The 22898-nt window shown below is 71.1% G+C and carries 19 protein-coding genes; 10 read left to right on the top strand and 9 right to left on the bottom strand.

Going from position 1 to position 22898, the window contains the following annotated elements; all coding sequences use genetic code 11:
• Positions 1-8: 8 nt before the first annotated feature.
• The 3 genes from ACZ62B_RS00095 to epsC all read right to left on the bottom strand — a co-directional run bounded on the left by ACZ62B_RS00095 (position 9) and on the right by epsC (position 2518).
• Positions 9-854: a methyltransferase domain-containing protein gene (locus ACZ62B_RS00095; protein ID WP_468890914.1), complete on the bottom strand. Its 846-nt coding sequence runs from the start codon at positions 852-854 to the stop codon at positions 9-11.
• A 117-nt stretch (positions 855-971) separates the two neighbouring features.
• Positions 972-1934, bottom strand: coding sequence for a cysteine synthase A (gene cysK, locus ACZ62B_RS00090; protein ID WP_468890912.1), 963 nt, complete (start codon positions 1932-1934; stop codon positions 972-974).
• Complete coding sequence (epsC, locus tag ACZ62B_RS00085; RefSeq protein WP_469688930.1) at positions 1931-2518, bottom strand: serine O-acetyltransferase EpsC; 588 nt, start codon at positions 2516-2518, stop codon at positions 1931-1933. Before epsC ends, cysK begins: the two co-directional genes overlap by 4 nt.
• 690 nt (positions 2519-3208) lie before the next feature.
• On the opposite strand from epsC, the gene ACZ62B_RS00080 reads away from it, so the two are divergent.
• The 3 genes from ACZ62B_RS00080 to ACZ62B_RS00070 are packed head-to-tail and all read left to right on the top strand — an operon-like array spanning position 3209 to position 5999.
• Positions 3209-3517: a FeoA family protein gene (locus ACZ62B_RS00080; RefSeq protein ID WP_469688928.1), complete on the top strand. Its 309-nt coding sequence runs from the start codon at positions 3209-3211 to the stop codon at positions 3515-3517.
• The gene (feoB, locus tag ACZ62B_RS00075) at positions 3514-5463 is read left to right on the top strand and encodes a ferrous iron transporter B (RefSeq protein ID WP_344562322.1); all 1950 of its coding nucleotides are present in this window, start codon (positions 3514-3516) and stop codon (positions 5461-5463) included. Before ACZ62B_RS00080 ends, feoB begins: the two co-directional genes overlap by 4 nt.
• An 8-nt stretch (positions 5464-5471) precedes the next feature.
• Positions 5472-5999: a NifU family protein gene (locus ACZ62B_RS00070; RefSeq protein ID WP_344562324.1), complete on the top strand. Its 528-nt coding sequence runs from the start codon at positions 5472-5474 to the stop codon at positions 5997-5999.
• A gap of 19 nt (positions 6000-6018) precedes the next feature.
• On the opposite strand, the gene ACZ62B_RS00065 is transcribed toward ACZ62B_RS00070, so the two are convergent.
• Genes ACZ62B_RS00065 through ACZ62B_RS00045 form a run of 5 tightly spaced genes read right to left on the bottom strand, consistent with a single transcriptional unit; the run spans position 6019 to position 13388 of the window.
• A complete protein-coding gene (locus ACZ62B_RS00065) occupies positions 6019-6654 on the bottom strand; it encodes a vitamin K epoxide reductase family protein (protein ID WP_468890902.1) in 636 nt (211 codons plus the stop codon).
• Positions 6651-7400, bottom strand: a complete 750-nt coding sequence (gene narI / locus ACZ62B_RS00060; RefSeq protein ID WP_469688925.1) for a respiratory nitrate reductase subunit gamma — start codon at positions 7398-7400, stop codon at positions 6651-6653. The genes ACZ62B_RS00065 and narI overlap by 4 nt, the downstream gene beginning before the upstream one ends.
• On the bottom strand, positions 7397-8092 hold the full coding sequence (gene narJ / locus ACZ62B_RS00055) for a nitrate reductase molybdenum cofactor assembly chaperone (protein WP_469689211.1): 696 nt from the start codon (positions 8090-8092) through the stop codon (positions 7397-7399). Before narJ ends, narI begins: the two co-directional genes overlap by 4 nt.
• 47 nt (positions 8093-8139) lie before the next feature.
• Positions 8140-9684, bottom strand: coding sequence for a nitrate reductase subunit beta (gene narH, locus ACZ62B_RS00050; protein WP_469688923.1), 1545 nt, complete (start codon positions 9682-9684; stop codon positions 8140-8142).
• Between the two features lie 2 nt (positions 9685-9686).
• Positions 9687-13388 (bottom strand): nitrate reductase subunit alpha, encoded by a 3702-nt coding sequence (locus ACZ62B_RS00045; RefSeq protein ID WP_469688921.1) that lies wholly within the window; start codon positions 13386-13388, stop codon positions 9687-9689.
• Between the two features lie 414 nt (positions 13389-13802).
• Here ACZ62B_RS00045 and ACZ62B_RS00040 point away from each other — a divergent pair, with 414 nt between their 5' ends.
• From ACZ62B_RS00040 to ACZ62B_RS00020, 5 genes are all read left to right on the top strand, one after another.
• On the top strand, positions 13803-14627 hold the full coding sequence (locus ACZ62B_RS00040) for a DUF2249 domain-containing protein (RefSeq protein WP_344560244.1): 825 nt from the start codon (positions 13803-13805) through the stop codon (positions 14625-14627).
• Between the two features lie 40 nt (positions 14628-14667).
• Positions 14668-15168: a hypothetical protein gene (locus tag ACZ62B_RS00035; protein ID WP_344560245.1), complete on the top strand. Its 501-nt coding sequence runs from the start codon at positions 14668-14670 to the stop codon at positions 15166-15168.
• A gap of 280 nt (positions 15169-15448) precedes the next feature.
• Positions 15449-16384 carry a radical SAM protein gene (locus ACZ62B_RS00030; protein ID WP_468890882.1) on the top strand — a complete coding sequence of 312 codons (936 nt, stop codon included), beginning with the start codon at positions 15449-15451 and terminating at the stop codon, positions 16382-16384.
• Entirely contained in the window at positions 16381-19005 is a 2625-nt protein-coding gene (locus tag ACZ62B_RS00025; protein ID WP_469688918.1) for a multicopper oxidase domain-containing protein, read from the top strand. The genes ACZ62B_RS00030 and ACZ62B_RS00025 overlap by 4 nt, the downstream gene beginning before the upstream one ends.
• Positions 19005-19451: a hypothetical protein gene (locus ACZ62B_RS00020; protein WP_469688916.1), complete on the top strand. Its 447-nt coding sequence runs from the start codon at positions 19005-19007 to the stop codon at positions 19449-19451. The genes ACZ62B_RS00025 and ACZ62B_RS00020 overlap by 1 nt, the downstream gene beginning before the upstream one ends.
• Positions 19452-19984: 533 nt before the next feature.
• On the opposite strand, the gene ACZ62B_RS00015 is transcribed toward ACZ62B_RS00020, so the two are convergent.
• Positions 19985-20407: a pyridoxamine 5'-phosphate oxidase family protein gene (locus tag ACZ62B_RS00015; protein ID WP_469688914.1), complete on the bottom strand. Its 423-nt coding sequence runs from the start codon at positions 20405-20407 to the stop codon at positions 19985-19987.
• 387 nt (positions 20408-20794) lie between these two features.
• On the opposite strand from ACZ62B_RS00015, the gene ACZ62B_RS00010 reads away from it, so the two are divergent.
• Positions 20795-21982, top strand: coding sequence for an MFS transporter (locus ACZ62B_RS00010; protein WP_469688912.1), 1188 nt, complete (start codon positions 20795-20797; stop codon positions 21980-21982).
• Positions 21983-22043: 61 nt separating this feature from the next.
• A complete protein-coding gene (locus ACZ62B_RS00005; protein ID WP_469688910.1) occupies positions 22044-22520 on the top strand; it encodes a hemerythrin domain-containing protein in 477 nt (158 codons plus the stop codon).
• Positions 22521-22898 lie beyond the last annotated feature (378 nt).

Here is a 22898-nt window from a genome sequence, read left to right as displayed (position 1 = left end):
GTGCCTCCTCAGGGCTGGGACCGGGTGGGGACGGCGATCAGGCCGATGGCGCCCAGGTGGGCACGGTGACGGTGGAAGACGCGGCGCATGTGCAGTACGCGGCGTCGTGCGGCCGGGTCCAGTAGTGCCCGGCCGGCGATGCGCAGAGCCGGGAGCAGCCCTTCGTCCGCGGCGAGCCGACGCGGTTCGAGCAGCGCCATCGGTGCGGTCCTGTGGGCTGTGACGGTGAAGCCCTCATCGGTGAGGAGTTCGCGCCAGCCGGTAGGGGTCAGGGGGCGGGCGCCTACGTGGATGGCCTTCTGCAGGTCCGTGGCGATCCGGTCGGCGAGAGCGGGATCCAGATCGTCGGGCAGAAGGCACAGTTCGTGGATGGCGTATCTGCCGGTCGAATCGTCGAGGAGGCGGCGTGCCTCCCGTACGACGCGCCGCTTGGCGGGATGCGGCTGCATGGTCAGCATCGCCTCGCCGTACACCACGGTGGCGTCGCCGTCCGGCAACCTGGTGTCCGCGGCGTCCGACCGCACGGCCCGCACGCCGGTCCGGCCGGGGGCGGCGAGGATGCTGAGGGCCGCTACGGCGGCGGCGTCGCGGTCGACGGCGGTGTATGCGGCCGGGCGGCGGGCCAGGGTCAGCCGAGCGGTGGCTCCGAGGCCTGCGGCCAGCTCCACCACCCGGTCCTGCGGATCCACGTCCAACGTGTCCAGCATCCACTGGGTCAGCTCCACACCGCCGGGGCGCAGCACCCGCTTGCCCAGGCGGGCCAACAGCCAATGGCCGGGCATATGCGCGGCGTCCAGTCCCTCGCCGGGGACGGGGGTGTTCGTGCGAGGGGCCGGATGGTCGGTCGATGCCATGTTCGTACCTCCCTCTCTGCCTGAGCGGGTACCACTTAGGTGAACCTAACTTGCGGTGGTGGCGGGGTGCGGGGGCCGAACGTCCCGATTGCGGGCCCAGTGGGCCCGTAGGTGCGCCTACTCGTCGTGGAACAGGTCCGTACTGAGGTAGCGCTCACCGGTGTCGGGCAGGACGACGACGATCAAGGCACCCTCGTGCCGGGGGTGGCGGGCGAGGTCGGTCGCCGCATGGAGGGCCGCTCCGCCGGAGACTCCGGCGAGGATGCCTTCGGTGCGGGCGAGCCGGCGGGCGGCTGCCCGTGCCTGGGCCAGGGCGACGCGGCAGACGGTGTCGTAGGTCTCGGTGTCGAGGACGTCGGGGACGAAACCGGCGCCGAGGCCCTGGATGCGGTGCGGGCCGGGCGAGCCGCCGGACAGGACGGCCGACTCCGCCGGTTCCACGGCCACCACCTTGATGTCCGGGTTCTTCTCTTTGAGGACCTGCCCGACGCCAGTGATGGTGCCGCCGGTGCCGACGCCGGCCACCAGGATGTCGACCGCCCCGGCGGTGTCCTGCCAGATCTCCTGGGCGGTGGTACGGCGGTGGGCCTCGGGGTTGGCCGGGTTGCGGAACTGCTGCGGCATGAACCAGCCGTGCTGTTCGGCCAGTTCGGCGGCCCGGGCGACCGCACCGGTCATGCCCCCGGCGGCCGGGGTGAGGACCAGTTCGGCGCCGTACGCGCGCAGCAGGGCACGCCGCTCGGTGCTCATGCTCTCGGGCATGGTGAAGGTGACCGGGTAGCCCTTGGCGGCGGCCACCATCGCCAGGCCGATGCCGGTGTTGCCGCTGGTCGGTTCGACGATGTGCGTGCCGGGCCGGAGAGTGCCGCTCGTCTCGGCCTCCTCGATCATTGCGAGAGCGATACGGTCCTTGACGCTGCCGCCCGGATTGGCGGACTCCAGCTTGGCGACCAGGCGCACGGGCAGGTCCGCGTCGTATCGGCGCAGCGCGATCAGCGGGGTGCGGCCTATCAACGCCGTGATCGAGGGCATGATCGAGGGGGTGGGGGAGGGCGAGATCGGCGGGCGCGTTGCTGTCATGGCTGTGCTTCTTTCTCGTCTGCGGGGGTGAGGATCCCGGCGGGAGTGGCCGGTGAGGTGCGGTGCGGCCGAGTGGTGGCGGTCGCGGGTGCGGCGTGGACGCGGGAGTGCGCCGGTACGTCGTGCAGGACGAGGGCGTGCGCGCCGATCATCGTGTCGTGGCCGACGTGAACCGGGCCGAGCACGGTGGCGCCGACGCCGAGGACGACCCGATCGCCGATGGTGGGGTGCCGCTTGGTGCCCTTCGGGTCGGTCCACCAGCCGGTGCCGCCCAGGGTGACGCGGTGATAGAGCATCACGTCGTCTCCCACGACGGCTGTCTCGCCGATGACTACGCCCATGCCGTGGTCGATGAAGACGCTGCGGCCGATCACCGCACCAGGATGGATCTCTATGCCGGTCAGCGCACGGGCGAACTGGGACAGCAGCCGGGGCAGCAGCGGTACACCGAGCCGGTACAGGAGGTGGGCGATCCGGTGGGACCAGATCGCCCACAGACCGGGATACAGCAGGACCTCGACCACGTGGACGCCGTGTAGAGCGGGGTCCTTGCGGCAGGCCGTCCGGAGGTCTTCGAAGATCATGTGCGTCTTTCTGTGGGCAGGGCGCGGAGACGGTCAGTGGGCTGTGACTGGACGGCCGTCGTAGTCGACCGCTGACTCGGAGGACCGACATCGCGCCGGTCCCTGCCACGCGACGAGCCGACGGTCCCTCTCGTCGTGGGCCTGCGAAGCCACCGCACTCGTGCCGTTGTCCATGGGAGTGGACGTTACGGCCCGCCCCCGGTCCGGCACCCCGTCCGAAGCGCCCGGTGCGGGTGGGCCGGTCGGTCTGCCTCGGCCGACGCGGGCGGGGACCAACAGCCCCCGCCGGAAGGGCTGTCCGGCCCCAGCGCACCCAGCTGCCGTACGGTGATGCTGCTTGCTGTGATCGAACGGGAGGAGGCCCCGGACCACCGCCTCCATCGGCCGGCTGTGCGTTCTCCTATCCAAAGGCCGCTGCTGGAAGCGGCATCCTCCCCGCCTCGGTCACCATCCGGCCGCCTGTGTCATCGTCACAGGCGGCCGGACTCGTTCCTGCCACGATCGGCGGTGATGCCGAGTGCTGTCCAAGCCGGCGCGCCGCTGAGGGCCGTGTGGTCCGGCCGAGGGGCCGAGGGGCCCGTTTTTGTGGGCCGCAAGCCCCAAGTTCTGCTTGGTTAGGCAAGGCTAACTTCACCTTGCTGGTGATCTCTTGCCGGCTGGATTGCCCGGTGCGATGGGGTGGAGACATACATGACTGGTCCGGACGGCGTGTTCAAGGAAGCAGACGACGGCTTGGCGGCCACCGTCGTCGACGCCCCGCCGCGCTCACTGGCGGACCTGACGCCCGGTGCCCGTACATCGGTGCTCAGGGTCGTCGCCGTGCAGGAGCCCGCCCTCGTCCGCCGACTGCACGACCTCGGCTTCACCCCCGGAGCGGTGGTCGAGGTGGTGCGCCGGGCACCGCTGCGTGATCCGGTTCTCTACCGGGTCAGGGACTACGAGGTGTGCCTGCGCCGGGCGCAGGCCGAGTGCGTGCACGTGACCGGGGCGGAGCGGTGAACGCAGACTGCCACGGCGCCCCCGGCGCGGATGCGACCCTGACCGACGCACCTCGGATCGCCCTGGTCGGCGCACCCAACTCGGGCAAGACCAGTGTTTTCAACGGCCTTACGGGCCTGCGCGCCAAGACCGGCAACTACCCCGGAGTGACCGTGTCCCGGTTTGCCGGGACCGTACGGACGGGTCGTCACCGGTTCGTGGTCGAGGACCTGCCGGGGACCTACAGCCTGGAGCCGATCAGCCCGGACGAGCAGATCACTGTCGACGTGCTGGACGGGCGGCTCGACGGCACCGACCGGCCCGACGCGCTGCTGGTGGTGGCGGACGCCACCACCCTGCGGCGCTCTCTGGGGCTCGTGGCTCAGGTCCTGGCACGGGGACTGCCGACGTGTGTGGTGGTGACCTTCACCGACGAACTAGCCCGTCGTCAGGGCCGATTGGACCTCGACTCGCTTGCTCGAGCGCTGGGTGTTCCGGTGCTGCCCGTGGTCGGCCACCGGGGTCTGGGCATGGCCCGACTCCTCGAGCAGCTCACCTCATGGCGCACCTGGCCGTCCCCTGCCGTGGCACCGCCCACCGAGCCAGGGGAGCGGGACGCCTGGACGGAGTCAGTCCTTGCCTACGCCGGCTACCGGCCGCCGGAACACCACCGGATCACCCGGCGCGTTGATGCGGTGCTGCTCCATCCGGTGGCGGGGACGGCGGTGTTCTTCGCGGTGATGGTGCTGTTCTTCCAGACCGTCTTCACCCTGGCTGCCCCGTTGCAGGACGGCGTGGAGGCGGTCTTCGCATGGCTCTCGGGCCAGGTCGACGCCCACATTCGCAATCCATGGATGTCCGGGCTGCTGGGGGATGCCCTCATCGGCGGTGTCGGCGGCGTGCTGGTGTTCATCCCGCAGATCGTGCTGCTGTTCCTGCTCCTGGCCCTCTTGGAGGGGGTGGGATATCTGGCCCGGGCCGCCTTCCTGATGGACCGGGTGATGGCCCGTTTCGGCCTCGAGGGCAGGGCCTTCGTGGCGCTGCTTTCCTCGTTCGCCTGCGCGATCCCCGGCATCATGGCCACGCGCACGCTGCCTTCGGCCAAGGACCGCCTGGCCACGATGATGGCCGCCCCGCTGATGACCTGCTCCGCGCGGCTCCCGGTGTATGTGCTGCTCATCGGCCTGCTGGTCGACTCGTCCGCCGGCGTCGGCCCGTTCGGTGCGCAGGGCCTGATCATGTTCGGCCTGTACATCCTCGGCGCCGTCTCGGCCATGCTGGCCGCCTGGGTGTTCAAGAAGCTCGGTGACCGCCGCGGCCGGCCGGTGCCGTTCTTCATGGAACTGCCGCCCTACCGGCTGCCCACCCCGCGCGCCGTGCTGGCGGCGATGTGGTTCTCCGCACGGGCCTTCCTTCGCAAGTGCTCCACGATCATCGTCGCCGCCAGCGTCGTGCTGTGGCTGTTGCTGAACCTGCCCCTGCACACGGACGCGCAACTGCGCGCGGCCGGCGTCGACACCACCGACTCCGTCGCCGTGTCCGCCTACATCGTGGACCACAGCTACGCCGCTGACGTGGGCCGCCTGGTCGCGCCCGTCTTCGAACCGCTGGGCTTCGACTGGCGCATCAACGTCGGTGTGCTGTCCGCCCAGGCCGCCCGGGAGACGTTCGTGGCGACCCTCGGGCAGGTGGCCGCCGCCGAGGACCCCGAACAGCCGGCGCGGGCGCTGTCGGCCATGACCTACCCGGACGGGCCGAGGGCAGGCGAGCGGGTGTTCACGGCACCCACCATCGCCGCTCTGCTGGTCTACTTCGTGTACGCGCTGCAATGCATGGCCACGGTGGCGGTCCTGCGCCGTGAGACCGGCACCTGGCGATGGCCGGCGATCGCCTTCACCTACCTGACCGTCCTGGCCTGGCTGATGGCCTACTTGACCCGAACAGTCATCGTACTGGCGGGCGGGTGAGCCGACGGATGATCCCCATGCACCCGGAGGAGGTCCGCGGCCGGCCCGAACGGCTGCGCTGGGTCATCCCCGCCGGAATCCTGACCGGCACCGGTCCACTCGCCGAGGTACCGGCCCCGCTGGCCGCACTGCTGGCGGACGGGACCCTCACGCAGATCGTGCTGGAACCCGTGGCGGTCGTCACCTGCCTCGGCGCGGATCGCACATGGCCTCGGGAAGGCGCTCGGGTCCGCACGGCACTCCACGCCGCTCTCGACGACCCCCCGGGTTGGATTCCGGCCACCACCGACCACGGTCACGACGACACGCTGCTGCACGCCGTGGCGGGGGACGTCCTTGCCGGGGTGGTGGGCGACTTCGCGCGGTCCCACGGCGGCAGCATCGAACTCGTCGATGTACGCGATGGCGTCGTCACCGTCCGCCTCGGCGGCGCCTGCCACGGCTGCCCCGCCGCCTGGATCACACTCCACCAGCGCCTGGAACGTCACCTGCGCCGACGCCACCCCGGTGTGCGGGAAGTCCGCAACGTCACGTGAACGGCTTCTCGCCGGTCACTCAGAGGAGACTGCTCCAGTACGTCCAGAAGCGGGTCAGGACCAGCATCGTGATCACCCCGTACCAGGCGGCGAGCAGCATCCAGTGCGTGTCCTGGACCACCGTCAGCACGCTTCGGGGAACCGGGAAGAAGTCCTGTTCCATGCAGTACAGGCTCACGTACCAGAACAGCGCGATGGTGGCGACCCAGACGACCGCGCAGTACGGGCAGATCGTGTTCAGCTCGTAGAGCGACTGCCACATCAGCCAGTGCACGAACACCACCCCCACCAGTGCCCCGGCATCGAGAGCGAGCCACAGCCGCCGGTGCAGGCGCGCCCCGGAGAGCACGGCGACGCCCAGCGTGGTCACGGTGGCGAAGGCCGCCAGTCCGAGCAGCATGTTGGGGAAACCGAACAGGCTGCCCTGCGGGCTGGACATGACGCTGCCGCAACTCACGACGGGGCTGATGTTGCAGGAGGGCTGGTAGGCGGGATCGCGCAGCAGCCGCCAGTCGTCCACAGTGAGTTGGAACGAGGCGAACCAGCCGACGACCCCGGTGAGGACCATCACCCATCCCGTACGCCGGCTCGCACCGCTCGTGGGCCGCCGCCGGCCGGCCGTGGCGTCCGGCGCGAGCGCGGGCTCCCGGCTCATGAGACTCGCCGGGAGGGGGCCGGCGCGGACCGGTCCGTGGCCCTTGAGGTCGCGCCCGCGGCGGCGCGCTGTCGGTAGACCAGGTACGGGCGTACGAGGTATCCGATCGGCGCGCTCCACACATGGACGAGCCGGGTGAACGGCCAGGCCGCGAAGAGCAGAAAGGCGCTCAGCGCATGCAGCTGGAACAGCAGCGGCGCCCCGGCGACGGCCTCGGGCTGGGGCTGGAGAACGAACAGGCCGCGGAACCAGACGGAAACGGTGGAGCGGTAGTCGTACCCGGCGCCGAAGACGTTGTGCGCGGCGGTCGCGGTGATACCCAGCAGGACGGTGGCCGACAGCAGCGGGAACAGGAGCTTGTCACTGCGGTCGGTGCGGAGCCGGATCCGGCGGCTCAGCAGCCGGCGGGCGCACAGCATGCCCAGACCGGCCACCATGGCGACGCCCGCCACCGACCCCGCCCAGACGGCCGTGGTGTGGTATGTGTGCTCGCTGATCCCTACGGCCTCGGTCCACGAGTCCGGAATCGCCAGCCCCACGACATGCCCTGCGATCACCATGAACGCACCCAGATGGAACAAGGGGCTGCCCCAGCGCAGCCAGCGGTGTTCGAGAAGCTGGGTCGTGCGGGAGGTCCAGCCGAACTGGTCCTGGCGGTAGCGCCAGACGTGCCCGACGACGAACACCGCGAGGCAGATGTAGGGAACGGCGACCCACAGGAGCAGGTCGGATGCGGAGGCGTTCATGCTGAGCCTTCCCCAAGGGGCGGAGCGTGGGTGGGCGGTGCCGGCGGAGGCGGGGTGAAGGTGCCGGGCGGGGCGAATGCGCCCTCGCCGTAGGGATCGAGGCCGACGTCCTCGTTGGGCGGGCCCTGTGCGGCAAGCTCGGCCACTGCCTTGAGGTCGGCCTCGGTAGCCGGTGGCAGCAGGGTCAGCAGCGCGGCCAGTACGTGCCGGTAAGGAGAATCGGCATCGGTCAGCGCGTGGTGGATCAGCTCCAGGCCCCGGCGGTGCTGGCGCAGCGGTGCCTCGCCCGCGCCGGGCCCGACCAGGGCGGCGAACTCCAGGACGACGGGGAGGTGATCGGGGAGTTCGCCGCCGTCGGTGTCCCAGCCGGTGGCCTTGAAGCGTTGCGCCAAGGTGAGCAGGGCCATGCCGCGGCGGCGGGTGTCGCCGTGCAGGTAGTAGGTGAGATAGAGGCTGCTCCTGCGGCGCAGGTCGAACATCTCGACGTAGTGCCGCTCGAGCGCCTCCGACTCCTGGCCGGTGAACCAGTTGGTGAACTCGGCCAGATGCCCGGCCGCCGGCGAGGGCGGCAGCGCCTGGACGGTGGCCGTCAACACTGGTTTGGCGTCGGCGAGTTCGGCGTCCGGGTACTGCAGCATCAGCGAGCACAGCCGCAGCAGCAGGGCGCGTTGCTCGATCTCCTCCGGTGTCATCGTCGCGGAGCGCCGTGCGGAGGGACGAAGCAGGGCTTTCAGCGGGCTCACGGGTGGCCTCCGGCGGGGGTGTCGGTGGTGCGGCGGCGCAGGGTGGGGATGCCGAGCATCACGCGGCGGCCGTCGCCGGCCCCCGGCTCGTCGGCGGTCTCGACGGGGCAGCGGTTCTCCATCGCGGTCAGCGCCGCCGCGTCCTCCTTGTGCGCGGCGGGGACGACGTAGCGGTCCTCGTACTTGGCGACGGCGAGCAGCCGGTGCAGGTCCTCGGCCTCCTGTCCGGTGAGGCCGACGGCCTTGACCACGGCCTCGTCGCCCTCCTCGCCGAGGGTGCGCTCGCGCATGTACGAGCGCAGCGCGGTGAGCTTCATCAGGACCCCGCCGACGACGTCGGTGTCCCCGGCGGTGAACAGCTCCGCCAGGTACTCCAGCGGGATGCGCAGCCGGGTGACGGCGGCGAACACGTGGTCGGGGTCGTCCTGGTTGCCGCCGGCCGCGTCGACGGCGTCCAGGACGGGGGAGAGCGGCGGCACGTACCAGACCATCGGCAGTGTGCGGTACTCCGGGTGCAGCGGCAGCGCCACCTTGTACTTCGACACCAGGGCGTGCACCGGGGAGCGGCGGGCGGCGTCCAGCCAGTCCTCGGGGATGCCCGACTCCCGTGCGGCGGCGACGACTTCGGGGTCGAAGGGGTCCAGGAACACGTTCCGCTGGGCGTCCAGCAGGTCCTTCTCGTCGGGCGTGGCCGCCGCCTCGCCGACCCGGTCGGCGTCGTACAGCAGCAGACCGAGGTAGCGCAGCCGGCCGACGCAGGTCTCGGAGCAGACGGTGGGCTGCCCGGCCTCGATGCGCGGGAAGCAGAACGTGCACTTCTCCGCCTTGCCGGTGGCGTGGTTGACGTACACCTTCTTGTACGGGCACGCCGTCACGCACATCCGCCAGCCGCGGCACTTGTCCTGGTCGACCAGGACGATGCCGTCCTCCACCCGCTTGTACATCGCGCCGGACGGACAGGCCGACACGCAGGCCGGGTTGAGGCAGTGCTCGCACAGCCGGGGGAGGTGGAAGAGGAAGGTCTGCTCGAACTCGAACTTGACCTTCTCGGCCCACTCGCCCGACAGGTTGGGGTCGGCACCGGCGTTCTCCGGTGCGCCGCCGAGGCCGTCCTCCCAGTTGGCGCCCCAGGTGATCTCGGTGGGCCTGCCGGTGAGGACCGAGCGGGGCCGGGCGACGGGCATGTCGGGCCCGGCGGGGGCGCTGATGAGGCTGTCGTAGTCGTAGGTGACCGGCTCGTAGTAGTCCTCCAGGGACGGCAGGTCGGGGTTGGAGAACAGCGACAGCAGCCGCTTGACCCGGCCGCCGGAGCGCAGGACCAGGCGCCCGCGCTTGTCGAGCGTCCAGCCGCCCTTCCACTGCTCCTGGTCCTCGTAGCGGCGGGGGTAGCCGACACCGGGCTTGGTCTCGACGTTGTTGAACCAGGCGTACTCGACACCGGTGCGGTTGGTCCACGTCTGCTTGCAGGTGACCGAGCAGGTGTGGCACCCGATGCACTTGTCGAGGTTCATCACCATCGCGATCTGGGCCATGACCCTCATGATCAGTACTCCACTTGCTGGCTGCGGCGACGGATGACGGTGACCTCGTCACGCTGGTTGCCGGTCGGGCCGTAGTAGTTGAAGGCGTAGGTGAACTGCGCGTAGCCGCCGGCGAGATGCGTGGGCTTGAGCAGCAGGCGGGTCAGCGAGTTGTGCATGCCGCCGCGCTTGCCGCTGATCTCCGTCTTCGGCACGTTGATGTTGCGGTCCTGGGCGTGGTACATGTACACGGTCCCTTCGGGCATCCGGTGGGTGACCACGGCCCGGCAGGCGACGACACCGTTGCGGTTGTACGCCTCGATCCACTCGTTGTCCTTGACGCCGATCTTCTCGGCGTCCTCCAGCGACATCCAGATGACCGGGCCGCCGCGGGACAGGTCGAGCATGTACTTGTTGTCCTGGTAGTTGGAGTGGATGGACCACTTCGAGTGCGGGGTCAGATAGCGGACCGTGACTTCCGCGCGGCCGTCCTCGCCCAGGTGTTCATCGCCGTAGTGCCGAGGTGTGTTCAACGGTGGGCGGTAGACCGGTAGTTGTTCGCCGAGTTCGGTCATCCAGTCGTGCTGGACGAAGAAGTGCTGGCGGCCGGTGAGGGTGTGCCAGGGCTTCTTGTGCTCGGTGTTGATGACGAACGGGGAGTAGCGGCGCCCGCCGGTCTCCGAGCCCGACCACTCGTAGGAGGTCATCACCGAGCGCGGCTGGGTGCGGGTGTCGGCGAAGGTGATCCGCTCCGCCTCGCGTTCGGCGGCGAGTTCCACCAGGCCCTCGCTGCCGGTCTGCCGCTCCAGCTCGCGGAAGCCCTCGGTGGCCAGCCGGCCGTTGGTGGTGCCGGACAGGGCCAGGATCGCCTCGCACATGTCGGAGGCGGTGGCCAGCGACGGCCGGCCGGCGGCCACACCGTCGCGGACGGTCCCGCAGCGCCGGCGCAGGTCCTCGATCTCCCGGTCGGGGTGGACGGTGACGCCCTTGGTGGTGGTGCCCAGGGTGTCAAGGAGCGGGCCTATGGCGCGCATCTTCTGCGCGACGGCCGCGTAGTCCCGCTCGACGACCACCAGCTTGGGCATGGTGCGCCCGGGAACCGGCTCGCACTCGCCGGCCCTCCAGTCCCGCACCACCCCGCCGGGCTGGGCGAGTTCGTCGGGGGTGTCGTGCGTCAGCGGCACCGCCAGGACGTCGGTGCGCGTCCCCAGGTGCCCGGCGGCCAGTTCGCTGAACCGGTCGGCGATGGTGAGGAAGGTGTCGTAGTCGGTACGGGCCTGCCAGGGCGGGGCGATGGCCGGGGTGAAGGCGTGCACGAAGGGGTGCATGTCCGTGCTGGACAGGTCGTCCTTCTCGTACCAGGTCGCGGCCGGCAGGACGACGTCGGAGAGCAGACCGGTGGAGGTCATCCGGAAGTCCATGGTGACCAGCAGGTCGAGCTTGCCCTCGGGCGCCTCGTCGTGCCAGACCACCTCCCGCGGGCGTCCTTCCGGCGGGGTCTGCTCGGAGCGGACGTCCGCGTCCGTGCCCAGCAGATGGCGCAGGAAGTACTCGTTGCCCTTGCCGGAGGAACCCAGCAGGTTCGCCCGCCACACGGTCAGCACGCGCGGGAAGTTGGCCGGGTCGTCGGGGTCCTCGACGGCGAACCGCAGCCGCCCCGACTTCAGTTCGTCCACGATGTGCTCGGCGACCGGCCGCCCCGCGGCGGCTGCTTCGTCGGTCAGGTCGAGGGGATTGCGGTTGAAGCCGGGGTGACCGGGTGTCCAGCCCAGCCGCACGGCCTGCGCCAGGCAGTCGGCGAACCCCTTGCCCGCGAACCGCCCCTCCCCGAGCGGGGAAGCCAGCTCCTCGGGGCCGAACGCCTCGTACCGCCACTGGTCGGAGTTGAGGTACCAGTACGAGGTGCCCGCCATGTGCCGGGTCGGCCGCTGCCAGTCGAAGGCGAACGAAAGATGCTGCTGCCCGGTGACCGGGCGGACCTTCTCCTGGCCGACGTAGTGCGCCCAGCCGCCGCCGTTGACACCCTGGCAGCCGGTCATGGTGGTCAGCGCCAGGAACGCCCGGTAGATGGTGTCGGAGTGGAACCAGTGGTTCGTGCCCGCGCCCAGCGCGATCATGGAACGGCCGTTCGTGCGCTCGGCGTTGCGGGCGAACTCCCGTGCGATCCGGGTCGCCTGCTGCGCCGGCACCGAGGTGACCGTTTCCTGCCAGGCGGGCGTGTACGGCTCGCTCGCGTCCTCGTACGACGACGGCCAGCTGCCCGGCAGACCCGGCCGCCGCACCCCGTACTGGGCGAGCATCAGGTCGAAGACGGTGGTGACCCGGCGCCCGCCGACGGTGCGGACCGGCACCCCGCGGACCATGGTCGTACCGCCCTCGGTGGCGCCCTCGTCGAAGCGGGGCAGCGCGACCTCGACCTTCTCCTCGGCCCGCTCCAGCAGACTCAGTTCAGGGACGGCGTCGCCCAGGTCGAGGTTCCAGCGGCCCTGCTCGCCCTTGGCCCAGCGGAAGCCGAGCGAGCCGTTCGGCACGACCGGCTCGCCCGTGGCCGCGTCGATCAGGACGGTCTTGGCGCCGGCGTTCTCCTCCTCGTGACCGAGGTCGGCCGCGGTCAGGAACCCGTCCGGGACGAGACCGCCGTCCGCGTGCTCGCGCAGAGTGATCAGGAACGGCGCGTCGGTGAACTTGCGCAGGTAGTCCTGGAAGTAGGGAACTTCACGGTCGACCAGGAACTCGCGCAGAATCACGTGCCCCATGGCCATCGCCAGCGCCCCGTCCGTACCGGGGTGCGGGGACATCCACTCGTCGGCGTGCTTGACGTTGTCGGCGTAGTCGGGGCTGACCGCGACGACCTTGGTGCCGTTGTAGCGGGACTCGGTGAGGAAGTGCGCGTCGGGCGTGCGGGTGACCGGGATGTTGGAACCCCACATGATGAGGTAGCCGGCGTTCCACCAGTCCGCCGCCTCCGGCACGTCCGTCTGGTCGCCGAAGACCTGCGGGGAGGCGACCGGCAGGTCCGCGTACCAATCGTAGAACGACAGCAGGGTGCCGCCGATCAGCGAGTGGAACCGCGCACCGGCCGCGAACGACGCCATCGACATCGCCGGGATGGGCGAGAAACCGGCGACACGGTCGGGGCCGTACTCCTTGACGGTGTGCACCTGGGCGGCGGCGACCAGCTCGCTCACCTCGTCCCAGTCGGCCCGCACCAGGCCGCCCTTGCCGCGCGCCCGCTTGTACGCTCGCGCCTTCGCCGGGTCGGACGTGATCTCGGCCCAGGCCGCCACCGGGTCACCGAGCCGCTTGCGGGCCTCGCGCCACAGCTTCAGCAGCGCACCGCGCACATACGGGTAGCGGACCCGGCTGGGCGAATACGTGTACCAGGAGAACGACGCCCCGCGCGGGCAGCCGCGCGGCTCGTACTCGGGGCAGTCGGTGCCGATCGACGGGTAGTCGGTGGCCTGGTGCTCCCAGGTGATGATGCCGTCCTTGACGTACACCATCCAGGAACAGGAACCGGTGCAGTTGACGCCATGGGTGGAGCGCACCACCTTGTCGTGGGACCAGCGGTCCCGGTAGAACCCCTCCCACTTCGGGTCGCCCTCACCGAACACCGCGCGCCCGTCGGACGAGACCTCACGGCGGTTCAGCAGTCTGCGCGCGGCCAGCGGCCAGCCGGAGCCTTCGGACGGCGCCTGACCTCGTGCTTTCTGATCGTTCTCCATGGTCAGGAACGCTAGGTGGCGTGCAGCTTGGTGCACCTGGGGCCGGCGGTCCCGGCCGGTCGACCCACCGGCCCCATCCGGCCGGCCGCAATAGGGCCCGATGGTCCCGGTGGTGGGTCCGGTCGGCAGGGGGGCCGGATGTGGCCGAGGTTGCAAGCTGGGCAGTAATCGAACCGCAGATGCCCAACCCGTACGACCGATCGCATTCCGTCTCGGCCGGGAGACTCATTCCCCCGTCACACCGGCTGCCACGGGTGCAGTGCGTACGGCGCGTGGCGCCCCGTTCGGTCGTGCGTCTGGCCGCCTCTCGCGGCCGGGCGCAGTCTCACCCCTCCCCGGTGTGCCGACGCCCCGGAGGCCCTGCACATCCGCACCGGCCGGTCGAGCCGGCCGTGACCTGCTGGAGACACCGCCATGAGCGTGCTCACCCTCGCCTCGACCCCCGAGGACGCCGAAGCCCTGAGAGGCGCCGAGGCGCACCGCGCCCGCCTGGCCGGGGAGCTGGCCGCACGGGTGGCGATGCTGCTCGAGGCCGTGAACCGCGACCCGAGTGCCGCGGACAGGATCCACGCCGGGCTGGTGTCCTTCTGTGACCGTGCCCTGCTGCCGCACGCCGCCGCCGTGGAAGCCACGCTCTATCCCGCCGCCCACGGCATGCCCGAGGTCCGCCTGCTGATCGAGAGTCTCATCGGTGAACACCGCTGCCTCGCCGCGCTGGTGGACACCCTGCGCGCCGCACCCCGCCCGGCCGACGCGGCGGCGGACGCCCGGGCCGTGCAGGTGCTCTTCGAAGAACACGTGGCCAAGGAGAACGGCCTGGTACTGCCGTTGCTCGCCATGTCGCCGGACGTGTCCCTGGCCGCACTGCTCGCGGACATGCACCGACGGCTCGCACAGGACACGGAAGACAGCAGTGACCACAACAGTGAGGAAGGACAAGACATGCGAGACGGGCAGACCATGGAGACCGGTGGCTGCGGCGGAGTCTGCGGCTGCGGCGGCGCGGAGGAGACTGCCGAACCCGAACTGGACGTGCGGGAGGTCCCGCACGCCCTGCGCCACGCCACCGTCTTCGGCGCCCTGGACGCCGTCCCCGCGGGCAGCGCGATGGTGCTGATCGCCCCGCACGACCCGCTGCCGCTGCTCGCGCAGATCGAACAGCGCAGCCCGGGGCGCTTCGCCGTGGAGTACCTGGAACGCGGCCCCGAGACCTGGCGGCTGCGCCTCAGCCACCGCTGACCCGAAGCCCGCTCCCACCACCGACGAAGGACACCACGTGATGGACGGATCACACCGCAGGGCCAGCACCCTCCTCGCAACGGTCGGCACCGCCCTCGCGGTCGCCGGACCGGTCATGATGCTGCGCGGCCGCAGCGGCAGGAAGGAGATCCGAAACGAGCTGGCCGCCCAGAAGATCACCTTCCCCGAGCACGGGCTGCCCGCCGCGCTCGCCTCCTACGCCGGCCGGAGTGTGGAGACCGGCCCCGACGCGCACGCCTACGCCGAGTTCATCAAGGGCAATCTCGCCCTGGCCACCGGTGGCCGCACCTATGCCGAGATCACCGGTGAGCTGCACGCGGCCGGCGGCGACGAGAAGCTCGCCAAGCTGCGCCAGACCGCGTTCATGGGCCAGTCCCTGCGCGCCTCGCTGATGTCCGCCTACCAGGCATGGCACCTCACGACCCTGGTCACGGGCCTGGGAGCCGCGCTGACCGGCCTCGGGGCCGCACTCGTGGCCACCGCGGACGCTCTTGCCACCCACTCGACGACCCGCTCCTGACCATCCGGCACGGCGGCGTCACAGGGACCGTCGGCCCTGCCGGAGGAGACCATCGACCCCCGCGCCGACCACCGCCGCCGGTGGACGCCGACGGCGACCGAACCGGAGGTATCCCGGTGCACGACCACGCAGACCACCATCCTCGAGGCCGATGCCACCGCTGTCGCACGCGGACGGTGACGCGCACGGTCCGGTCCGGTCACCGTCCGGTCGCCCGCCTCGTCTGCCCTGACTCCCGGGTGGCCGGGCACAGCCTCAGGGCGCTGGGGAGAGCCGCACGATGAACGCCGCTGCCCAGGCCATCCGCCGCCGGCGGCACGACGCGGGGGAGCGGCCCTTCATCGTCATCCGGGAGTCCACCCGCGCCTGCCCGCCGGCCTGTCCGCACTGCCGCGCCGAGGCTGTGCCCGGCCGGAACCCCCGCGAGCCGGACACCACCGCGGCGAAGGACCTGCTGCACCAGGTGGCTGCGTTCGGGCAGCCTGCTCCGCTGTTCGTGATCACCGGCGGGGACCCCTTCCAGCGCCCCGATCCCAACGAACTCGTCGCGTACGGTCGTGAGGCCGGTGTCCGCGTGGCAGTCTCCCCGTCGGGAACCCCTGCCCTCACCGCCGAACGGCTGCGGGAGCTGCATGCAGCCGGCGCCGTCGGCCTCTCACTCGGCCTCGACGGGTCCACCGCTGCCATCCACGACACATTCCGCGGCGTGCCCGGAGTGTTCCGCTGGACCCTGGACGCCTGGGACACGGCGCGGGCCCTGGACATGAAGGTCCGGGTCAACACCACGGTCGCCCGGCACAACCCGCACGACCTGCCCGGCATCGTCCGCCTGGTCGCCGAGCACGGGGCGATGCTGTGGAGCGCCTTCTTCCTCGTGCCGACGGGCCGCGGCCGCACCCTGGGCGCACTCACCACGGGCGAGGTGGAGGACGTTCTCAACTTCGTCCACGACGTCGGCCCGGCCGTCCCCGCCAAGACCACCGAGGCCCACCGCTTCCGCCGTGTCGCCCTGCAACGCCAGGTCCTCGCCGCCACCGGCGACCCGTACGCCGAGGAGCCCTGGTGCGGCTATGTTCCCGGCTCCTTCCCCCGATCCCGGGAACTGGCCGCCCTGCTCGCCGGTCCTCGCGACGCGGAGGAGGGGCCGGTCCGTCGGCAGGACGCGTCTCGGAGCCACGGGCGCGAGCGCTCGATCGATCAGCAAGGAGCAGCATGACCAGCATCGCCAGCGGACCCGGCAGGTACCCGAGCGTATTCGGGGCATCCGAGGTCAAGGCCCGCCACCTGCGTGCACACATCTTGGTGGTGGGGTGGCTCGCACTGGCCATGACGGCGGTCGCGGCGCAGAACACACTGCCGGTGGCCCGATGGCTGGCTGTCCACATGTTCCTGCTCGGCGCCGTCACCACCGCCATCCTGATCTGGAGCGAGCACTTCGCCGTCGCCCTGCTGCACGCGAAGATCCCCGACGAGCGCCTGAGCACCGCCCGTCTCGCGACGGCCAACATCGCCGTGGCCGGGCTGCTCATCGGTGTGTGGAGCGCGACTCCCGCACTGACCGCCCTCTCCGCCGCGCTGCTGGTGGCCGCGGCCACCGCGCACCTCGTGACGCTGGTCCGTCTCGGCCGGGGCGCGCTCGGCGGACGGCTCAAGCCGGTCGTCTCCTACTACCGGGCCGCCACGGCGGCCCTGATCGCCGGTGCCGTCCTGGGCTGGCTGCTGACCACCGGCGGTGCCGGCGGGCCCGACCGGTACGCAGGGCTGCGGCTGGCCCACCTGCACGTCACTCTCCTCGGCTGGATCGGACTGCCCGTACTGGGCACGCTGTTCATGCTGTGGCCGACCGTGCTCGGCGTACGGATGAGGGACCGCACCACGAAGCTGTCCCGGTGGGTGCTGTGGCTCACCGGCAGCGGACTGCTGGTCGCCGTCGCCGCTCTGGCACTCGGGTGGCGTTGGCCGGCCGCGGCGGGCCTCGCCCTCTACGCGGGGGGAGCAGCCCTCGCCGTCGACCTGTTCGTCCGTACCGTACGCGGCAACCGGCCCGTCTCCGCGGCGGCTGCCTGGATGCTCGCCGCAGCCACCTGCTGGCTGCTGGTCGCGGTCGCCACGGATCTCGCACTGCTGGCCACCCGGCCGCTCGCGGCGGCACAGAGCGGGATCGACGCCCTGCTCCCGGTGCTGCTCGTCGGCTTCGTCGCCCAGATCCTGATCGGCGCGCTCACCCACCTGCTGCCGGTCGTCCTCAGCACCGGACCGAAGGACCGCGCGACCGTACGGGCGTTGCTCGAACGGGGCTGGCTGCCGAGGCTGGTGGTGCTCAACACCGGTGTGTCCCTGGCGGCACTCCCGTTGCCCGGCCCGGCCGCGACGGCCGGCACGCTGCTGGCCGTGGCGGCCGGGATCGTGTTCCTCGCTCTGGCGGTGCCCGTACTCGTCCGCAGCGGGCGGGGCCCGCTCAAGACCCCGGACAGCGCCGCGGTGTCACGGCGCCCGGCCGCGTGGGGCACGGCAGCGGGCGTCGTCGTGACCGTGCTGGCCGTGCTCGTGGCCAACAGCGGCGGTGACACCGGAGGCGGGACCGCCGCCGCCGGCGCGACGGGCGCGGGTACCGGCACCACACGCACCGTCGCCGTCACCCTGGACGACATGCGCATCCGCCCGGCCCGCATCGAGGTCGCGGCGGGCACCACGCTGCGTCTGAAGGTCACCAACACCGATGCCCAGCGCCATGACCTCAAGGTCGAGGACGGCCCCGCCACCCCGATGCTCTCCAAGGGCGACACCCGCGTCCTCGACCTCGGCCCGGTCACCGGGAGCCGCGAGGCATGGTGCACCCTGCCGGGCCACCGGGCGGCAGGGATGACGATGGACATCGTCGTGAAGGACGGCTCGGCAACCGACCACAGCGGACACGAAGGACACACCTCGGCCGCCACCGAAGGCAACGCCACCGACCGCAACGGCCTAGACCTCGCCGCCGACTTCTCCACCGGCTGGCAGGCCCGTGACGCCGACCTGGCCCCCGCACCTGGCGGAACGGTCCACAAGACCGAACTTCGCGCCGCCCACACGACCGTGGAGGTCGCTCCGGGCGTGAAGCAGCAGATGTGGACCTTCGGCGGCACGGCACCGGGGCCCACTCTGCGCGGAAAGGTCGGCGACGTCTTCGAGATCACTCTCGTCAACGACGACGAGGGCATGGGCCACGGCATCGACTTCCACGCCGGATCCCTGGCCCCCGACCGCCCCATGCGCACCATTCAGTCCGGTGAGCGCCTGGTGTACCGCTTCCGCGCCGAGAAGGCCGGGGCGTGGCTGTACCACTGCAGTACCTCACCGATGCTCCAGCACATCGGCAACGGCATGTACGGCGCGGTCGTCATCGACCCGCCGGGACTGGCGAAGGTCGACCACGAGTACGTCCTGGTCTCCTCGCAGCTCTATCTCGGCACGCCGGGCAGCACGGCGCAGGTGGAGAAGATGCGTCAGAACACGCCGGATGCCTGGGCCTTCAACGGGATCGCGAATCAGTACGCCAAGCGGCCCCTGAAGCTGAAGGCCGGCGAGCGAGCCCGTTTCTGGGTGGTCGCCGCAGGGCCGAGCGACGGCATCGCCTTCCACATCGTGGGCACGGTCTTCGACACCGTGTACAAGGAGGGCGCCTACCTGCTCAAACCGGATCAGGCGGGCGGCGCACAGGTGCTGGACCTGGTCGCGGCGCAGGGCGGTTTCGTCGAGACGACGTTCCCGGAGGCCGGCCACTACGCGTTCGTCGATCACGACATGCGCCATGCCGAGGCCGGAGCGCACGGCATGGTGGAGGTGAGCGACTGATGGACACGGTCGGCTGGTGGTCCCTCGTGCGCTTCGCGCACGTGGCCGGCGCGGCCCTGTGGGTGGGCGGCCAGCTGGCCCTCTCCCTCGTCGTTCTGCCGCTGGCCCGTCACCTGCTCCAACCGGAGGCCAAGGATCGCTTCACCGCGGCGGCGGGCCGCCGGTTCGGGATGCTGACCGGTACGGTGTTCCTGCCCGTGCAGTTGGCCACCGGCTGGGCCATGGCCTGGCACAAGGGCGTCACCTGGGCCTCCCTCACCGAACCCGGTTACGGCCGCACCCTGGCGACCAAACTCGCCCTGTTCGTCGTGGTCATGCTGGCCGCGGCGGGACATGGCATCGCCCACGCCAAGGGCCGTACCGAACTCGCTCGTGCCCTGGCGGTGGTGTCCCTCGTCGGCTCCCTCGGCGTGGTCCTGCTCGCCACCGCCCTGCCGGCCACCTGACCAGCGGCCACGCCGATGAAGGACGAGGAAGGAGGTGGCATCATGCGCGCCCCGGGCCTCTCTGGACGCAGCCACTGCCGAAGTACTCGTGACAGTCGCCGTCGCGGCCCCGTCGATACACAGCACACAGCCCTGGCGCTTCCGCTTCGACCCTGGCAGCCGGGTGCTGGAGGTCCACGCGGCGCCGGAGCGGACCCTGCCGCCGGCCGATCCGGTGCACCGCACCCGTATCTGTCCGTGGGGCGACGATCTTCAGCCTTCGGCTCGCCGCCGTCCACCTGGACCGGCGACGGGAGGTGCGGCTGATCCCACTCGGTACGGCCGGCCGTCGGACCCCGGTCTCTACGAGGTCGTCGCACGACGGCACGCGAGCCGGATACCGTTCACCGGCACTCCTGCACCGTTACGGTTCCGACGGCCGCCGCGCGCCCCGCGCGGCGGCAGATCCTGCCTGACGTACTGACTTCCTACCGTGAGCTGTGTACGGTCGGGGCGGCAGGAACCAGGAGGCCGAGGGCTCGCTGCGGCAGTCCTTATCCCGTGCTGCAGGCTCGCCTGAGTTCGCGTCCGGTGACCAGCTCCGCCTCGATCCGTACGATCACCGAGTCCTGCAGGGGCATCCAGGGGGCGGGGCCGGTCTCCGACAGCCGTTCCTCTTCAGCGGAATCAGTCACCACCGTGGCCGTCCCGGTGACGATCACGCTCCAGCCGGACCGGGACGCCACGTCGAACTCGTCCGCCTCGAAAGCGACGACGACGCCGCCGATGGTGCGCACCAGCTCGGAGTGCGGTGAGGTGCGCAGAAGGACGGAGGCGTCCGTGTCCAGGGAGAAGCTGATGGGCAGCACCGCGGGTAGCGCCTGCCGGGTGTAGACCACGCGGCCGACCGGCACCTTGGCGAGCAGGCGCAGGCACTCCTGTCGGTCGAGTGCGCGAAACGCGTCGTTCTTGGACATCCATCCATCCTCTTCGCGGCCGCAGCGACGGGATAGGGCCGACCGGCCCCACTCGCTCGCCGGACGCAGACCGCCGTCGCGGCCTTGGTTTCGCGAGGGTCGCTCGGGCAACGCGGTACAGCGGGCCGTGCGGAGAGGGACGACCGGGCCCGATCAGGGGGACCGTCCGTCCGACGGCAGGGACTCATGGTCCATGCCCGCGGGGAGTCCCCACGGGGAGGGTGGTGACAGGACGCCGCACGGCAGGCAAGGGGCCTGCTGCCGGCGTTCGATCCCGGTGGCGCGGTACCACCACAGACGAAAGGGACGGACGACATGGTCCAGCCGTTGAAGTCGGAGCGGAGCAGTTCACCTTCGAGGACTGCCACGCCTGGTCGGGCGTGGCTGATGCTGGCGCTGGCCACGGTCGGTTTCGCCGTGAACTTCTGGGCGTGGGCGCTGCTCAGCCCGCTGGGTCCCCGGTTCAAGGACGCTCTCGATCTCTCCTCGTTCGAGCAGTCCCTGCTGGTGGCGGTGCCGGTCGTGGTCGGTTCCCTGGGTCGTATCCCGGTCGGGGCGCTGACCGACCGTTTCGGCGGGCGGGTGATGTTCCCGGTCGTGTCGGCGGCCACCATCGTGCCGGTGCTCTACCTGGGGCTGGCCGGACACTCCTCCCTCGCCGCCCTGCTGGTCGGCGGCTTCTTCCTGGGTATCGGCGGCACCGCGTTCGCCGTCGGCGTGCCGCTGGTCAGCGCATGGTTCCCGCCCGAGCGGCGGGGACTCGCCATCGGTGTCTTCGGTGCCGGCATGGGCGGTACCGCGATCAGTGCACTGACCACGGTGAAGCTGGTCGACGCGAACGGCATGGCGACCCCGTTCCTGATCACCGCCGGATGCCTGGCCGCGTACGCCGTGGCCGCGGCGCTGCTGCTGAGGGACGCCCCCGGTCGTACCGTGCCGACCGAGCCGCTGGCCCGTCGACTGGCTGCCACTGCCCGGCTGCCCATCACCTGGCAGGCGTCCGCGTTGTACGCGGTCGCCTTCGGCGGCTACGTCGCCTTCTCCGTGTACCTGCCCACCTACCTCAAGACCGGCTACGGCCTCACCCAGGCCGATGCCGCCAACCGGATGGCCGGGTTCGTGCTGCTGGCGGTGGCGATGCGCCCGGTGGGCGGCTGGCTGTCGGACCGTATGGGCCCTGTGCGGGTGCTGGCCGGCTCGCTGACCGTGGTGGTGGCCGGAGCGGTCGTGCAGGCGTTCACCCCGACTCTGGCACCGGTGGGCACCATCGCGTTCCTGGCGATGGCTGCCGCTCTCGGAGCGGGCAGCGGGGCGACCTTCGCCCTCGTGGCACTGCTGGCCCCGGCGAACAAGGTCGGCGCGGTCACCGGCGTGGTCGGCGCCGCGGGCGGGCTCGGCGGCTTCCTGCCGCCGCTGGTCATGGGCGTGCTGTATGGCGAGTACGGCACGTACGCGGCCGGCCTCGCCCTGCTCGCGGTCGTGGCTGTTGCCACGCTGGCCTACACCCTCACCGGTGTTCGCGCTGCGACCCAAGGCGGCGACCGCAAGCCGCGCACCGTCCGGATCGCTGTGTGACAGCGAGTCAACGGAACCCACCGACCAGGAACAGGCACAAGGAAGGGCAAGGAGAAGACCGGTGTGCGAGTACTGCGGCTGCCAGTCCCTGGAGACGATCGATGAGCTGACCCGCGAGCATGACGAGGTCGTCCGCCTGATCAGCCACCTCCGCTCCGCTCACGGCGACGGGGATGTGCCCCGGCTGGCGCAGGTCGCCCGCGAGATAGCGAGGGTGCTTGGCCCGCATACCCAGGTGGAGGAGCACGGCCTGTTCCCCGCTCTGACCGGCGACTTCCCCGACCAGATCGCCGCCCTGGAGGCCGAGCACCGCCGGATCGAGTCGGTGCTGGCCGAGGCCGCCGACAGCACGACACCCTCCGACCCGACCTGGCCGGGCCGGCTGATGGAGGCGATGGCGGTGCTGCGCGACCACATCCTCAAGGAACAGGACGGTGTGTTCCCGGCTGCGCTCGCGATGCTGGGGACCGAGCAGTGGGAAGCGGTCGCGGCCGCGCGAGCCGAGGCGGGCGGCACCCTGTCCCGGCCGACCGGCTGAAAGAGGCGTCCGCCCTGTAGGGCCGGGCTCCCGGAGGCCTGTGCCCCCGCTCATCGCGAGCGGGGGCACAGGCCTTGCAGACGTTGGCATGGCCACGTTGATCCGGGGTAACAGACCTGTCGCGCAGGCGATCTTTACGATGTCGCTCGTTGTTCGTGGTGTGGCTGTTGACTCCGCGGGGCTCGGCAGTCGTAGAGTCGTCAGCGGCCATAACCGATCACGATTCGAACGGGCGGTGCTGCCCGGAGCGGAGTGGCGCGGTGAGCACGGAGACCGGTGCAGTACGGCCCCAGGCGGGCATGGACGGCGAACTGGCGGAGGCGCTGGTGCGCAGCCGCCGCTACTTCAGCAGAGCCGAGGTCTCCGAGGACCTGCGCT

Source organism: Streptomyces sp. NPDC053426, assembly GCF_055585405.1.
Note: the sequence above shows the minus strand (reverse complement) of the source record. Positions and strands in the feature narration are given on the sequence as shown.